The organism is Rhizobium sp. BT-226, assembly GCF_025847085.2.
Taxonomy (GTDB): Bacteria; Pseudomonadota; Alphaproteobacteria; order Rhizobiales; family Rhizobiaceae; genus Rhizobium; species Rhizobium sophorae.
Map to the genome: position 1 here is coordinate 124,679 of NZ_JAOYTI010000002.1, position 13,975 is coordinate 138,653.

Genomic DNA, 13,975 nt, shown 5'->3' on the forward strand with positions numbered 1-13,975 from the left:
GGACATTATCAAGCAGATGCAACGATGTCGCGACAAATCCGTGCAAGCCGTTTGAACCTGCATGCCTGACCATCGGAAACTGCATGGCTTTCGGAAGAAATGGCGCGAGTGACGGGGCTCGAACCCGCGACCTCCGGCGTGACAGGCCGGCACTCTAACCGACTGAGCTACACCCGCGCATTGACCGGCCATTTTGCGGCCGCGAGGATAAAGAGAACCGGACAAACGACAAATCACATCTGCGTTTTACAAGACTTGAAATGGCGCGAGTGACGGGGCTCGAACCCGCGACCTCCGGCGTGACAGGCCGGCACTCTAACCAACTGAGCTACACCCGCAATTCATTTCAAGCAGTCCGGATGCCTTCGCACCCTCTCCAAAACGGCTGCCCGTTTCGATGAGCGGCTAACTACGGGGTTCGCCTTTTAGTGTCAAGCAGGTTTGGAGACAAAACAATGACAGTCCGTGAATTGTTTCGGCGGGTTGGGCGCCATACGAACAAAAGCCGGCACTTCCGTCTTCCGCAGCCATGCTCAGGCGCAGACGCAGTGCCTTCGAAACGGAGATGCTCGCCGCCCTCCCCTCACTTTTCCACAGCCGAGCCGAACCTACGTGGCATTGCAAGATACGGGACGGCCACCAAAAAAATCAAAAAATCTTCACAAACACTCTTGCGGTTTTGCCGCGATCCGCATAGATCACGGCCACCAACGCGGCAGGCCGATCCGGCTTCGTTTGCGATGGGCGATTAGCTCAGTTGGTAGAGCGCCTCGTTTACACCGAGGATGTCGGGAGTTCGAGTCTCTCATCGCCCACCATTTCCAAACTTTCCTGCTGCTTGTTCATCAGATTGAGGCTTCCGAATTAGCTCGCTAATCCGATCAGGATCTGCGCAAGGTGTTTTGTCAGGAGACACCTCATGAAAACCGTTGCGATCATCTCTACGCTGCTTCTCGCCAGCCTGGCTGCGCCGCCATGCATTGCCAGAGAGCCGGCGCAAGAGGTGTTCCTGTCTGCCGGGGATCAGGCGATTACAACCTCGGGAGAAACCCCGGCGCGTGAAGCCAGGACCTATCTCCTGAGAATGCAGTCAGATCTGCCGATTAATTTTTCGGTCGATGCCGACAATTCAGCCTGCAGCTTGGAAATCAGCAAAGCCAGCCAGCGCGGCGTCTTAAGTACAATCAGCCGATTCCCCGCGTCTTTCAGAGACAGCGGTCAAAGTGGCGATAAATATACGTTTTCGTTTTTCCAAAACCGCGTTTCATTTATGAGTGGCGCCCGATGCGCCTTCTCATTTTCTCTCACTCAGATGTGACTGTGTGATTGGGGTGATGGGCATCCCTCGCCGTTTGGGGACGCCCATCGTCTGCCATTTCATGGCGATTACATCCACGCCGAAAACCCACCCGCTGCCCATCGGTTCGTCACGACGCTCCCTATCCGGTGAACCGGCTGACCGATGCCCCGCGGCGGCACGCCACGGTCCGAGTTGTGGGCAGGACTGCGTTCTCGAGGCGGCGTCCGGCAAGACGTTCCCGCGCAGCAAGGCGTTACGCTCGGCAGCTTCGGATGCGCGCCATCCCGGCAGTGCTCCACAAAACGGACTACTCCCGGCCGCCGCGCCACCTCCTATTGGGCGAATGGATAGCGGCAGGCAAAAGTGGGAATATTCGTCGCCCGGAAAGTCTCCGCGCTTGAAGGTTCATCACGCCTGGAGGTGTGCCATGAGGACCCTGCGCTCCGCATTGACGCTGTGCATCGCGATTGCCCTTTGCACACCAAGTGCCATCTATGTCAGTCTACCCGGATACGCATTCAAGACGAATCCGCAATGCCAGCGCCACGAACCAAAGACGAAATTCGATAAGAGGTGCGACTGGCCGAGAGTGGGCTTCAAGGACTTTACGCCCCCGCTTGTGACCGTGCTTGGGATCTGAGGATCTTGGAACGGCGCCGGATGCGCTTTCTCATTTTCTCCGACTGAGATGTGAGAGCGTGATCGGGGTAATGAGCATCCCGCTGTCCGGTGGGTGCTCATCGCCCACCATTCATCCCTTCGCCAGTTCTTTATCCACCGCGGAAACCAGCCGCGAATCGTCCGCCGTCACATCCGGCGCGAAACGGGCTGCGACTTTGCCGTCGCGGCCGATCAGGAATTTTTCGAAGTTCCAGAGGATGTCGTCTTCGTCGCTGCCTGTCATGCCGTGGGATTTCAGGCGTTCGCGCATCGGGCCGTCGCCCGTCGTCTTCACACCCGACTTGGTCAGTTGCCGGTAAAGCGGGTGCTGGGCTTCGCCCTTGACCGAAATCTTCGAGAAGATCGGGAAGGTGACGTCGTAGGTACTGGTGCAGAAATCGAGGATCTCGGCGTCGGTGCCGGGCTCCTGGCCCTTGAAATCGTTGGCCGGGAAAGCAGCGATGACGAAGCCGCGCTCGCGCTTTTCGCCATAGAGCTTTTCCAGTCCCTCATATTGCGGCGTGAGCCCGCATTTCGAGGCGACATTGACGACTAGGAGCACCCTGCCCTTGTATTCGTTGAGCGTGGTCTCGCGACCATCCACAGTCTTGACCGGGATATCCAGCACATTGCCCGTCACGCGAACCTCCAATTTCGTAAGGATATGTTCCGCCCAAGCTTAGCGATATCGCCGCCGTTGTCATCAGCGTCGGGATCAACTTGGCTTCCACAAGACGCCGGTGCGGCTTCCGGCCGCACCGGGCCTTAGCACCTCAGGCGGGAGACGTTTCCTTCACGTCGTCGAGCAGGAAGTGCACGACGAGATACTCCGTCTTGTAATGGCGGCCGCTATCCGACACGGAATCGACGCTGCCGCCGTCCTTCGGGTGCCACGCGTGGTAATGGGGATTGGTGGTGATCAGCGTGATGGCCTTGCCATCTCTTTCGCCAAGCCGGAAGCGCATCTCGGCGAGCGGCCAGATCCGCTCGTAATCCTGCATGGTGATTCGCGCCTTCAGCGCCTTGCGCTGCAGCGGCGCTTCGCCGGCCTCGGCTGGTGTTTCCAACATCACCTCCTCAGCTCCGCTGATGATGGCGTTGAATTCTTCAGGCCACATGCGTCTCATGAAATCGCTCCTCCCGAGGCTTTTTCGTCAGTTCACAGATGGAACTTAGCGATTTGTCCGAAAGAAGCAAATTCCTGTCACGCGGTTGTCATCGGTGCCGGCTGCTCCTACCTTCCCGTCAAACCGCATCAGGGCCGTCAGTCGCCCGCAATCCCGAGATCAGAGATGAAGACACGTGAAGAAAGGCAGGCGCTCCGGGCGAGCATGCCTCGCACTCCGCTCAGCGCCCATCATATGGAAAACGCCCGCCTGCTGCCGGATCGCGGCGAGCTGCTCTACCGGATTCCGAATGGCGGCATCGGCGTCGAAGTGGGCGCAGCCTTCGGCGAATATACGGCGGAGATCCTGGAAAAGAACCGTCCGGCGCAGCTCTATCTGATCGATCCCTGGTCGATGGATCGCTATAGCTCCGGGCTCGATGCGATCCACACGAATTTCGCCGCCGAGATCGAGGCCGGCCGGCTGCATCTGATGCAAGGCACGTCGCTCGAGAAGCTTGCCGAATTCGAAGACGATTTCCTCGACTGGGCCTATATTGATACCGATCATTCCTTCGAGCTCACCTGGCAGGAGCTGCTGCTCTGCGAAAAGAAGGTGAAACGGACGGGGCGCATTGCCGGGCATGATTTCTGCACCGGCAATACGGTCAAGCCGATCGTCTATGGCGTCGTCGAGGCGGTCACCAAGTTCTGCAAGGATTACGGCTGGCAATTCGAGTTCCTGACGGTCGAATCGCACGCGCATTTTTCCTATTGCCTGAAGCGGCTCTGATCACGCCTTGCCGGAATATTGCTCGTCGCTGACCTTTTCCATCCAGTCGACGTGATTGCCGTCCAGCGCCTCATGAATGGCGATATGCGTCATCGCCGTATCCGGGGCAGCACCATGCCAATGTTTTTCGCCCGGCGCAAACCAGACGGTATCGCCGGCGCGGATCTCGCGGATGTCCTCTCCCCAGCTCTGGGCGAGACCCTTGCCTGATGTCACGATCAGCGTCTGGCCGAGCGGATGCGTATGCCAGGCCGTGCGGGCGCCGGGTTCGAAGGTGACGGAGACCGCCCTCGCCCGTGCCGGCGCTGGCGCTTCCATCAGCGGATCCTGGCGAACGGCGCCGGTGAAATAGTCGGCCGGTGGCTTCGTCGAGGGGCGAGAGCCGACGGGTTTGATCTCCATGATCTTTCCTTTTCCATCCATGCGGTTGAAGCCTTGTAGCAGAACGATATTTCATCGGGGCGACCAATCAAAGCCGGATCGACAATTGCCGCAAAGTCACCCGGCTGATAGTGCCAGTGTCTTTCATCAGCGCGTCGCATCTTACTTGAATCATGCGACGCGCTTTGGCTCTTTGTTTTTATGCATGTCGTTGTCCCCGCACGCTTCCGGGCGACATGCAGTAGGAGGATTTTTCATGAAACACCATGCTTTTGGCCGCATGCCCTTCACCGTCACCAATGTCGGCTTCGGCGCCTGGCAGATCGGCGGCTCCTGGGGCGATATCAGCGAGGCGGACGGGCGCGCGGCACTGAATGCCGCCCTCGATGCCGGCATGAGCTTCATCGATACGGCTGACGTTTATGGCGACGGCCGCTCGGAAAAAATCATCGCAGACCTGCTGAAGACGCGTGGCGGCGAACGGCCGATGGTCGCCACCAAGGCGGGCCGCCGCCTCAATCCGCATGTCGCGGAAGGCTACACAAAGGCTAATCTTGAAGGCTTCATCGACCGCAGCCTGACGAATCTTGCCGTCGACAGCCTCGACCTCGTGCAGCTCCATTGCCCGCCGCGCGTCGTGCTTTACCAGCCCGAAGTCTTCGAGGGCCTGAACGAACTGCAGAAGGCCGGCAAGATCAAGGGTTACGGCGTCAGCGTCGAAAAGGTCGAGGACGGCCTGAAGGCGATCGAATATCCCGGCGTCGTCAGCATCCAGATCATCTACAACATCTTCCGCCAGCGCCCCGACCACCTGTTCTTCCAGGAAGCGCGCCGCAGGAATGTGGCGATCATCGCCCGTGTGCCGCTCGCCAGCGGCCTTCTCTCCGGCAAGATCACCCGGGACACACATTTTGCCAGCGACGACCACCGCAATTTCAACCGCAACGGCGAAGCCTTCGATGTCGGCGAGACCTTTGCCGGCGTGCCCTTTGAGGTCGGCCTGCAGGCGGTGGAAGAGGTGCGCAAGCTGGTGCCCGAAGGCGCGACCATGGCCGCCTTCGCGCTCCGCTGGATCCTGATGAGCGATGCCGTCACCGTCGTCATCCCCGGTGCCCGCAATGCCGATCAGGCCAAGGCCAACGCGGCCGCCGCCGGCCTGGCGCCGCTTTCGGCCGATGTCATGGCGGCCACGCGCGAGATCTATGAGCGGCTGATCGCGCCGCATGTGCATCAGCGCTGGTAGGGTCGGAGTACTGCTTCTTTGCTGGGGAGGCCAGATGCCCTCATCCGGCTGCCGCCACCTTCTCCCCGCTCGAAGGGACTAAGCCGCGACCTCTCCGTCCCACGCCGACCTTTCGCATGGCACGTCCCCTCTCCCCGTTTTGACGGGGAGAGGGCTAGGGTGAGGGGCAGCTTTCAGTTTGTCGCGCTCAGATCGACCGGGAAGAACAGCGTCTCGCCGGAGGAATCGCTGACGCCGTCATTGTCGGTGACCGCGTAAGGCTTACCCGAGGCGTCGAAGGTGAAGCCTTCGAGTTTGTCGAGCACATAGCCGTTGGTGGCAGCCTTGAGTTCGCCGAGGAAGTCGTGGGCTTCGGTCTTCTTGACGACCGGCAGCTCGCCGCCGAGCTTGGCGGGCTTCAGCTCCGATATCGCGACCTTGTATAGCTTCTTCAGCCTGGCGGCATCACCGACGAGGTTGTCGCGCTCGATGATGTAGACGTTGTCGCCCTGGGCAGAGATTTCCGACAGGCCGACCCAGCCGCTTTCCGTCTTGTCGAGCGGATAGCGAACGGCACCCCATTCCTTCTTCTTCGGGTTGTAGGAAACGAGCTTGACGAAGCCCTTCTCGTCGTCGCTCCACTCGCGCTGGATCGCCATCCAGAGCGTGGTGTCGTCGCCGGTGCCGACAATGGTCACGCCTTCGAAGCCGTAGCGGATTTCGTTGGCGACGAGTTCCTTCGGCAAGGCGATCTCGGCCTTGATGTCGCCTTTGGCATTGACGTTGTAGAGCGCGTGCGGGACGAGACGCTCACTGTAGCCTTCCGAGGCGAGCCAGAAGGAGCCATCGGCGGCGGCCGCGATGCCTTCGATGTCGAGCTTCTGGGCCGCGGCGCCGTCACGCTTGACGACGAGGGCGTCGGTGATGACGGCCGGCTTCTTGCTGGCATCGATCGTGTAGATCGTCGGCTGCGAGCCCAGAACGCTGTCGCTGACGGCGTAGAGCAGGCCCGGCTTGCCCGGAACGGCGGCGAGACCCGAAAGGGCTGCGAAGCCGATCGGATTGCCGTCCTTCTCGGCGGAGACGATCTGCGGATAGGCCTTCTCGCCTTCCGAGCGCTCGTAGATCATCACATGCGAGCGCGTGCCGCCGTCCTTGCCGAGATCGACCTCGTTGGCGGTCGCAAGAAGATTGCGGGCGGGAATGGCGATCGCGCCTTCCGGCGAAATGCCTGACGGCAGCAGCTGGACGAGTTCGGGATCGGCGCCGGTATCCTTATAGACGCCGACGACCGAGGCGCGCTCGGCGAGCAGGAAGAAATACTGGTCGTCGCCGAACTTGGCGGCTTCGAGGCCTTCCGGCTCGACGCCCTTCGATCCAGAGCGGCTTTCCGGATAGTGGCCGATATGGGCGACGGCGCGTTCGAAGGATGCGCCCGATTCGTAGAGAAGCTTGCCCGTCTTGTCGAAGATGGTGAAGCCGCGCGAGCCGCCCTGGTAGTCGCCTTCATTGGCGACGACGAGGCGGTTGTCGTCCAGCCACTTCACGGCGTCCGGTTCGCGCAGTACGCCTTTGGCTTCGCCTGAGAATTTCAGGGCGCCGTCACGCTTGGTGTCGATACCGGTGAGATCGACGCTGCTGGCGGAGAAATGCGTCTTCACTTCAGCCGTGTTGGCGTCGATGATGACGATCTCGTTGTTTTCCTGCAGCGTCAGGGCGATCTCGTTCAGGCTGTTGAAGGCAACGAATTCCGGCTCCGGATCCTCCGGGGCAACGCCGGTAAGCCCGGTCAGCGCCACGTGCTTGATGGTGCCGCAGTCGACGGTGCCGTTCCTGACCTGGAAGACGACGAGGTCGCCGGCCGGCATCTGCGGGATCTTGCCGTCATTGACGTCTTCGTCGCGCTCGTTTTCGATTGCGATGGTGCCGAGCGTCTTGTCCTTGTTGAGGGCGATCGAATCCGGCTGGCCGCCGAGATCGCACGTGTTTTCGATCTTCTTGCTCGCCACGTCGACGATCGCGAGACGGCCCGAGGGCTTCGCCTTGCTTTCGGAGGTGTTGACGGCAACGAGCGCCTTGCCGGCGCTCGAGGTGACTGAGGTCGGCTCGCCGTCCATCATCAGCGCGCCACCGGCCTTCGGGGCCTTGGCATCGGTAATGTCGATAAAGCCGATCGCGCCGAGCGGGCTGTCGCTATAGATCAGCGTGTTGCCGTCGTCGGTCGCGGTGATGATTTCGGCGGAGCTCACCGAAAGCTTGTCCTTGTCGGCCGGCAGGTTCTCGGCGACCGGGAAGGACGCGATGCGGTTGAAAACCGGCTCGGCCGCGGCCGGAAAGGCAACGGATGCGAGAAGCACGGCAGCAAGTGCTGCCTTGCGCGATGAAATTGTCATGAAATCCCCCATGTGTCGAACATTCGAAACATGAGTTTTCTGCGCGAGCGGCATGACAGAGGCATGACAGATGCGGCATTTTGCGTCAGATCATGTCAGGCGAGTTTCCGCTCCCGGCGCATCTCGTTTCGCATGATGAACAGCGAAGCAGACAAGATAAGAGCCGCTCCCAGCCAAAGGTAGCCCGCCGGCGCATAACCGAAGAACAGCCAACCGGCCAGCACGTTCAACGGCAGTTTCAGATCGTCGAACGGCTGGACGTAGGCGGCATCCGCTGCGGCATAGGCAAGCGTCAGGAAATACTGCGCTGCGGCGGTCAGCAGCCCCGCCAGCAGGAACAGGGCAAGGGTTGCGCCCGTCGGCACTGCAAAGCCTGCCGCAAGCGCCAGCCCGCCATTTATCGGCGTCAGCAGAACGAGCAGCCAGACGGTGATCGTCTCCGGCCGTTCGATGCCCGTCAGGCTCTTGGTGATCAGCGACGAGGCGCCCCACAGCAGCGCCGAAAGCACAGGCAAGAGTGCCGCCCAGCCAAAGCCGTCCGACCATGGCTGCAGGATGATCATCGCTCCGGTGAAGGCCGCCGCCGTCGCAGCCCAGCGGGCCGGGCCGACGCGCTCACCGAGGAAAAGCCGGGCGCCTAGAATGATGAAGAAGGGCGAGGTCATCACCAGTGCGATCGCCTGCCAGATCGGCACTGTGGCAAGGCCGGCGACCCAAGCCTCGACGCCGAGCGCGGCAAGCACGACGCGCGCGAGGTGACGCCAGGGATAGAGCGTGCGCATCGCCGCAAGACCGAGCCTCTTCAGGAACGGCAGAGAAAACAGGAAGGCGAAGCCATATTGCCAGAAGGCTGCCGAGGCCGAGGGGAAGGCAAGCTTCATCGTCAGCCATTGGGTGACGACGTTGAGAAGCGAAAAAGCAATGCCGGCAAGGACCATCCAGAGTGCACCGACAACGGCGCGGGACGGCGAGACTGCAAGGGAAGTCTGATTCATGTCTTTATCCAGAACAGGGACCAACATAAATCAGGACGCATGAACCCCGACCAAGCGACACAGGGCAACCCCTGCCCTTTGCATGGCCGACACTCATTCTCTTCCATCCGGACTTTAACCGTCGGCTCCGGAATCGCACCGGATCTGCTGACCCTTCCTCCGCATGGGCGCGGAAGGAGGCGCTCGCGGGCTCAGGCCGAAACCCTTACCGCCGGCGGGGAGTTTCACCCCGCCCTGAGAACAGAAATGTCGTAGATCAAAGCCCACGCGGCGGCAATACCCGCCCAAACAAAAGGGGCCCGGCAAAGCCGAACCCCTCTCAAATCCTGCACAGCCGGTCTCGTTTCCGGCTGGTGGATAATCTCAGATCAGCCGTTGACGGCGTCCTTCAGGCCCTTGCCGGGCGTGAATTTCGGCACGTTGCGAGCCGGAATGTCGACTTCAGCGCCCGTCGACGGGTTACGGCCCTTCGTTGCAGCGCGATGAGAAACGGTGAAGCTGCCGAAACCCGCGAGGCGGATGTCGCCCTTGTTCTTGAGTTCAGCCTGGACAACGTCGAAAACCGCGTCAACAGCGGAAGCCGCGTCAGACTTCGTCAGTCCTGCCTTTTCGGCGACTGCGGACACGAGTTCATTCTTGTTCATGTTTCCACCCCTTTCTAAATGGTATGAAACGACTCAAAAGTAAGCTAGGCGCAGAATAGGTTTCATCAGGCCCGCCGAAAACCCAAAAGCCCTGCAAATCAAGGAAAAGCAAGCGTCTACATGACGTTTTCACAAAAAAGGCTGGCGTTTCCGCCAGCCTTTTTCCGTGTTTTGCGCCAATGGGGCATAAATGTGGCAAAGGCCACTCAATGCGCTATGGTTGCGCCCGTCTCGTCGAGGCCTTCGACCGTTGCGATGACCGGGGTCTCCACCGTGCCGTCCCATTCGATCGGCTCCGGCCGCCGGATCAGTGCGTGCTTGATCACCTCGCCCATGCGGGATACCGGGATGATCTCCATATTGTTCTTCACGTTGTCAGGAATCTCCGCCAGGTCCTTGGCGTTTTCCTCCGGAATCAGCACCTTCTTGATGCCGCCGCGAAGTGCAGCCAGCAGCTTCTCCTTGAGACCGCCGATCGGCAGCACACGGCCGCGAAGGGTGATTTCACCGGTCATGGCCACATGCCTGTCCACCGGGATGCCGGTCATGATCGAGACGATCGCGGTTGCCATGGCGACGCCGGCCGAGGGGCCATCCTTCGGCGTCGCGCCTTCCGGCACGTGCACGTGGATGTCGCTCTTGTCGAAGCGCGGCGGCTCGATGCCGAAATCGACAGCGCGCGAGCGGACATAGGAGGCCGCTGCCGAGATCGATTCCTTCATGACTTCCTTCAGATTGCCGGTGACCGTCATGCGGCCCTTGCCCGGCATCATCACGCCTTCGATGGTGAGCAGCTCGCCACCGACTTCCGTCCAGGCAAGACCGGTTACGACGCCGACCTGGTCCTCGCCCTCGGCTTCGCCATGGCGGAAACGCGGGACGCCCAGATAGTCGGCGATGTTGGCGGCCGTCACATGAACGGACTTCGTCTTGCCCTTGATGATCTCGGTGACCGCCTTGCGGGCGAGCTTCATCAGTTCGCGTTCGAAGCTGCGGACACCGGCTTCGCGGGTGTACTGCTGGCTGATCGCCATCAGGGCGTCGTCGCTGACCGAGAATTCTTCCGGCTGCAACGCATGTTCCTTGATGGCCTTCGGCAGCAAGTGCCGCTTGGCGATTTCGCGCTTTTCATCCTCGGTGTAGCCGGCGATCCGGATGATCTCCATGCGGTCCATCAGGGGCGCTGGAATGTTCAGCGTATTCGCCGTCGTGATGAACATCACATCCGACAGGTCATATTCGACTTCCAGATAGTGGTCCATGAAGGTCATGTTCTGGGCCGGATCGAGCACTTCGAGCAGGGCCGAGGACGGATCGCCGCGATAGTCCTGGCCGAGCTTGTCGATCTCGTCGAGCAGGAAGAGCGGGTTGGACTTCTTCGCCTTCTTCATCGACTGGATAACCTTGCCGGGCATCGAGCCGATATAGGTGCGGCGGTGACCGCGGATTTCAGCTTCGTCGCGAACGCCGCCAAGCGCCATGCGGACATACTCACGGCCGGTCGCCTTGGCGATCGACTGGGCGAGCGAGGTCTTGCCGACGCCCGGAGGACCGACGAGGCAGAGGATCGGGCCCTTGATCTTGGTGGCGCGGGCCTGCACAGCCAGATATTCGACGATGCGCTCCTTGACCTTGTCGAGACCGAAGTGATCGGCTTCGAGGATCTTCTCGGCATTGTTGAGATCGGCCTTGATCTTCGACTTTTTGCCCCAGGGGATGCCGAGCAGCCAGTCCAGATAGTTGCGCACGACGGTGGCTTCCGCCGACATCGGGCTCATCTGGCGCAGCTTCTTCAGCTCCGCATCGGCCTTTTCACGGGCCTCCTTGGATAGCTTGGTCTTGGAGATGCGTTCTTCCAGTTCGCTCATCTCGTCGCGGCCTTCCTCGCCGTCACCGAGTTCCTTCTGGATCGCCTTCATCTGTTCATTGAGGTAGTATTCGCGTTGGGTCTTCTCCATCTGGCGCTTGACGCGCGAGCGGATGCGCTTTTCGACCTGCAGAACCGAGATCTCGCCTTCCATGAAACCAAGAGCCTTTTCGAGGCGCTGCTTGACGCTGGTGGTCTCCAGCATCTCCTGCTTCTCGGTGATCTTGATCGACAGATGCGAGGCGACCGTATCGGCGAGCTTGGAATAGTCGTCGATCTGGCTGGCGGCGCCGACCACTTCGGGCGAAATCTTCTTGTTGAGCTTCACATAGCTCTCGAATTCGGAAACGACCGAACGCGACAAGGCTTCCAGCTCGACCGGATCGTCGTGCGGCTCCTCAAGCACATGGCCGAGCGCCTCATAGAAATCCTCGCGGCTGGTATAGGTGTCGATCTCGGCGCGGGCGCGGCCTTCGACCAGAACCTTCACGGTGCCGTCGGGCAGCTTCAAGAGCTGCAGCACGTTCGCCACGGTGCCGACATTGTGGATCGCGGAAGGATCCGGATCGTCATCGCTGGCGTTGATCTGCGTGACCAGCATGATCTGCTTGTCGGAACCCATGACCTCTTCGAGCGCACGGATCGATTTTTCCCGTCCGACGAACAGCGGCACGATCATATGCGGGAAAACCACGATGTCGCGCAGGGGCAGAACAGGGTAGGCAGTGCTGCTCGCTACAGACGTTTTCTTCGTCATTTTATGTCCTTTCCATCGTCCCGTTGCCGGCTCTCTGCACGGCCGCTTGGGACCGGCCGGCACTCTCACTTGTTGCTACAAGTGGAGGTTCTGACTACGCTTTTCAAGCCACGCAAACGCCCGCGTCCCTCGGATGTGACAGCTTTATTACAACGGAACGCCAACACTATGAAGCGCGTGGCTGGACCGGCGCTTACCACTTCCGACCCGGCTAAAATACAAACGCCAGCAAGAGGCTTACGGAATCATTGCATCATTGCCAAGCACGACCCTTTGCGCAACATCGGCAAAGGCAATTTCGGTTCCCACGGGCAAATACTAACAGGGCCTCGCATGGTTTTTCAAATAGAAAGGGGCCTGCCTATGGCAAGCCCCCAAAATAATCACGCGAAAGCCGTAAAGGTCACGCCGAAGCGTTGGCTTTTTCTTCCTGGCGATCGGCATAGATGTAAAGCGGACGGGCCGAACCGCGCACCACTTCCTCGGAGATGACGACCTCGCGCACGCCTTCCAGCGTCGGCAGTTCGAACATCGTGTCGAGCAGGATCTTCTCCATGATCGAGCGAAGGCCGCGGGCGCCGGTCTTGCGCACGATCGCCTTGCGGGCGATTTCGCGCAGAGCGTCCTCGTGGAAGTTCAGTTCCACGTCTTCCATCTCGAACAGTCGCTGATACTGCTTGATCAGCGCGTTCTTCGGCTCGGACAGGATCTGGATCAGCGCGTCCTCATCGAGGTCCTCGAGCGTCGCCAGAACCGGCAGACGGCCGATGAATTCAGGGATGAGGCCAAACTTGACCAGATCTTCCGGCTCCAGTTCGCGCAGAACCTCGCCGACGCGGCGGTCATCCTGCGACTTGACGGTGGCGCCGAAGCCGATCGAGGTCTTCTCGCCACGGGCAGAGATGATCTTGTCGAGACCGGCAAAAGCGCCGCCGCAGATGAACAGGATGTTCGTCGTGTCGACCTGCAGGAATTCCTGCTGCGGGTGCTTGCGGCCGCCCTGCGGCGGAACGGAAGCGACCGTGCCTTCCATGATCTTCAGCAGTGCCTGCTGCACGCCCTCGCCCGAGACGTCGCGGGTGATCGACGGGTTGTCGGACTTGCGCGAAATCTTGTCGACTTCGTCGATATAGACGATGCCGCGCTGCGCGCGCTCGACGTTGTAGTCGGCCGACTGCAGCAGCTTCAGGATGATGTTTTCGACATCCTCGCCGACATAACCGGCCTCGGTCAGCGTCGTCGCATCAGCCATGGTGAAGGGAACGTCGATGATGCGGGCGAGCGTCTGGGCAAGATAGGTCTTACCGCAGCCGGTCGGGCCGACGAGCATGATGTTCGACTTCGCCAGCTCGACTTCGCCGTTCTTAGAGGCGTGCGCCAGGCGCTTATAATGGTTGTGAACGGCGACCGACAGGATCTTCTTCGCCTGCCGCTGGCCGATGACGTATTCGTCGAGAACCTTGATGATGTCCTGGGGCGTCGGAACGCCGTCGCGGGACTTGACCATCGAGGACTTGTTCTCCTCGCGGATGATGTCCATGCACAATTCGACGCATTCATCGCAGATGAAGACGGTCGGTCCGGCAATCAGTTTCCGGACTTCGTGCTGGCTCTTTCCGCAGAACGAACAATAAAGCGTGTTCTTGGAGTCGCCGCCGTTGCTGCCGCTGACCTTGCTCATATCACTTTCCTTCCAGCACGCCGCATTTCAAGGCGAAATCGCGGTCCACTCTATCAGCTCCTGGCGGCACTCCGTTTCCGGAGCCTTTGCCGAGAAGGGCTTCAGGGGCTACGAACCGGGCCCAATCAATCATGTCCGGGTTCCGGCGGCAACGAATTCCCCTTCGAATGCCGAATG

General features: G+C 60.4%; 12 protein-coding genes, 3 tRNA genes and 1 riboswitch. Of the genes, 5 read left to right on the forward strand and 10 right to left on the reverse strand.

The features are described from left to right. Positions 1–100: 100 nt before the first annotated feature. Both OIU37_RS10730 and OIU37_RS10735 read right to left on the reverse strand, forming a co-directional pair. Positions 101–177 (reverse strand) — tRNA-Asp (locus OIU37_RS10730). 84 nt (positions 178–261) lie between these two features. Further along, positions 262–338, reverse strand: a tRNA-Asp gene (locus tag OIU37_RS10735). Between the two features lie 404 nt (positions 339–742). Here OIU37_RS10735 and OIU37_RS10740 point away from each other — a divergent pair. The 3 genes from OIU37_RS10740 (at position 743) to OIU37_RS10750 (ending at position 1,940) form a co-directional block, all read left to right on the forward strand. Then, positions 743–818, forward strand: a tRNA-Val gene (locus OIU37_RS10740). Positions 819–919: 101 nt separating this feature from the next. Further along, positions 920–1,318 (forward strand): hypothetical protein, encoded by a 399-nt coding sequence (locus tag OIU37_RS10745; protein ID WP_180693226.1) that lies wholly within the window; start codon positions 920–922, stop codon positions 1,316–1,318. A gap of 409 nt (positions 1,319–1,727) precedes the next feature. After that, complete coding sequence (locus tag OIU37_RS10750) at positions 1,728–1,940, forward strand: hypothetical protein (protein ID WP_319004714.1); 213 nt, start codon at positions 1,728–1,730, stop codon at positions 1,938–1,940. Positions 1,941–2,051: 111 nt separating this feature from the next. On the opposite strand, the gene OIU37_RS10755 is transcribed toward OIU37_RS10750, so the two are convergent. Both OIU37_RS10755 and OIU37_RS10760 read right to left on the reverse strand, forming a co-directional pair. Beyond that, a complete protein-coding gene (locus OIU37_RS10755; RefSeq protein WP_180693227.1) occupies positions 2,052–2,600 on the reverse strand; it encodes a glutathione peroxidase in 549 nt (182 codons plus the stop codon). A 133-nt stretch (positions 2,601–2,733) separates the two neighbouring features. Then, positions 2,734–3,087, reverse strand: coding sequence for a hypothetical protein (locus OIU37_RS10760; protein ID WP_180693228.1), 354 nt, complete (start codon positions 3,085–3,087; stop codon positions 2,734–2,736). A 165-nt stretch (positions 3,088–3,252) separates the two neighbouring features. On the opposite strand from OIU37_RS10760, the gene OIU37_RS10765 reads away from it, so the two are divergent. Then, complete coding sequence (locus tag OIU37_RS10765) at positions 3,253–3,858, forward strand: class I SAM-dependent methyltransferase (protein WP_180693229.1); 606 nt, start codon at positions 3,253–3,255, stop codon at positions 3,856–3,858. On the opposite strand, the gene OIU37_RS10770 is transcribed toward OIU37_RS10765, so the two are convergent. Further along, on the reverse strand, positions 3,859–4,260 hold the full coding sequence (locus tag OIU37_RS10770; protein WP_264257506.1) for a cupin domain-containing protein: 402 nt from the start codon (positions 4,258–4,260) through the stop codon (positions 3,859–3,861). It abuts the gene before it with no gap. A 235-nt stretch (positions 4,261–4,495) separates the two neighbouring features. On the opposite strand from OIU37_RS10770, the gene OIU37_RS10775 reads away from it, so the two are divergent. Next, positions 4,496–5,482: an aldo/keto reductase gene (locus OIU37_RS10775; RefSeq protein ID WP_264257507.1), complete on the forward strand. Its 987-nt coding sequence runs from the start codon at positions 4,496–4,498 to the stop codon at positions 5,480–5,482. Positions 5,483–5,655: 173 nt separating this feature from the next. On the opposite strand, the gene OIU37_RS10780 is transcribed toward OIU37_RS10775, so the two are convergent. The 5 genes from OIU37_RS10780 to clpX all read right to left on the reverse strand — a co-directional run bounded on the left by OIU37_RS10780 (position 5,656) and on the right by clpX (position 13,798). Further along, on the reverse strand, positions 5,656–7,866 hold the full coding sequence (locus tag OIU37_RS10780; protein WP_180693232.1) for an esterase-like activity of phytase family protein: 2,211 nt from the start codon (positions 7,864–7,866) through the stop codon (positions 5,656–5,658). A gap of 83 nt (positions 7,867–7,949) precedes the next feature. Then, positions 7,950–8,849, reverse strand: a complete 900-nt coding sequence (locus OIU37_RS10785; RefSeq protein WP_264257508.1) for a DMT family transporter — start codon at positions 8,847–8,849, stop codon at positions 7,950–7,952. 91 nt (positions 8,850–8,940) lie between these two features. After that, positions 8,941–9,095: riboswitch (FMN riboswitch) on the reverse strand. Positions 9,096–9,217: 122 nt separating this feature from the next. Beyond that, a complete protein-coding gene (gene hupB / locus OIU37_RS10790) occupies positions 9,218–9,493 on the reverse strand; it encodes a DNA-binding protein HupB (protein WP_003558438.1) in 276 nt (91 codons plus the stop codon). A gap of 206 nt (positions 9,494–9,699) precedes the next feature. Then, a complete protein-coding gene (lon, locus tag OIU37_RS10795; RefSeq protein WP_025394086.1) occupies positions 9,700–12,117 on the reverse strand; it encodes an endopeptidase La in 2,418 nt (805 codons plus the stop codon). Between the two features lie 403 nt (positions 12,118–12,520). After that, positions 12,521–13,798: an ATP-dependent Clp protease ATP-binding subunit ClpX gene (gene clpX / locus OIU37_RS10800; protein WP_017963839.1), complete on the reverse strand. Its 1,278-nt coding sequence runs from the start codon at positions 13,796–13,798 to the stop codon at positions 12,521–12,523. Between the last annotated feature and the right edge of the window lie 177 nt (positions 13,799–13,975).

Excerpts from the sequence above, each read along its gene's own strand:
- OIU37_RS10745 (WP_180693226.1), top strand. The coding sequence starts at position 920 with ATGAAAACCGTTGCGATCATCTCTACGCTGCTTCTCGCCAGCCTGGCT.
- OIU37_RS10780 (WP_180693232.1), bottom strand. The coding sequence starts at position 7,866 with ATGGGGGATTTCATGACAATTTCATCGCGCAAGGCAGCACTTGCTGCC.
- clpX (WP_017963839.1), bottom strand. The coding sequence starts at position 13,798 with ATGAGCAAGGTCAGCGGCAGCAACGGCGGCGACTCCAAGAACACGCTT.
- OIU37_RS10775 (WP_264257507.1), top strand. The coding sequence starts at position 4,496 with ATGAAACACCATGCTTTTGGCCGCATGCCCTTCACCGTCACCAATGTC.
- OIU37_RS10785 (WP_264257508.1), bottom strand. The coding sequence starts at position 8,849 with ATGAATCAGACTTCCCTTGCAGTCTCGCCGTCCCGCGCCGTTGTCGGT.
- OIU37_RS10750 (WP_319004714.1), top strand. The coding sequence starts at position 1,728 with ATGAGGACCCTGCGCTCCGCATTGACGCTGTGCATCGCGATTGCCCTT.
- OIU37_RS10765 (WP_180693229.1), top strand. The coding sequence starts at position 3,253 with ATGAAGACACGTGAAGAAAGGCAGGCGCTCCGGGCGAGCATGCCTCGC.
- OIU37_RS10760 (WP_180693228.1), bottom strand. The coding sequence starts at position 3,087 with ATGAGACGCATGTGGCCTGAAGAATTCAACGCCATCATCAGCGGAGCT.
- OIU37_RS10770 (WP_264257506.1), bottom strand. The coding sequence starts at position 4,260 with ATGGAGATCAAACCCGTCGGCTCTCGCCCCTCGACGAAGCCACCGGCC.
- lon (WP_025394086.1), bottom strand. The coding sequence starts at position 12,117 with ATGACGAAGAAAACGTCTGTAGCGAGCAGCACTGCCTACCCTGTTCTG.
- hupB (WP_003558438.1), bottom strand. The coding sequence starts at position 9,493 with ATGAACAAGAATGAACTCGTGTCCGCAGTCGCCGAAAAGGCAGGACTG.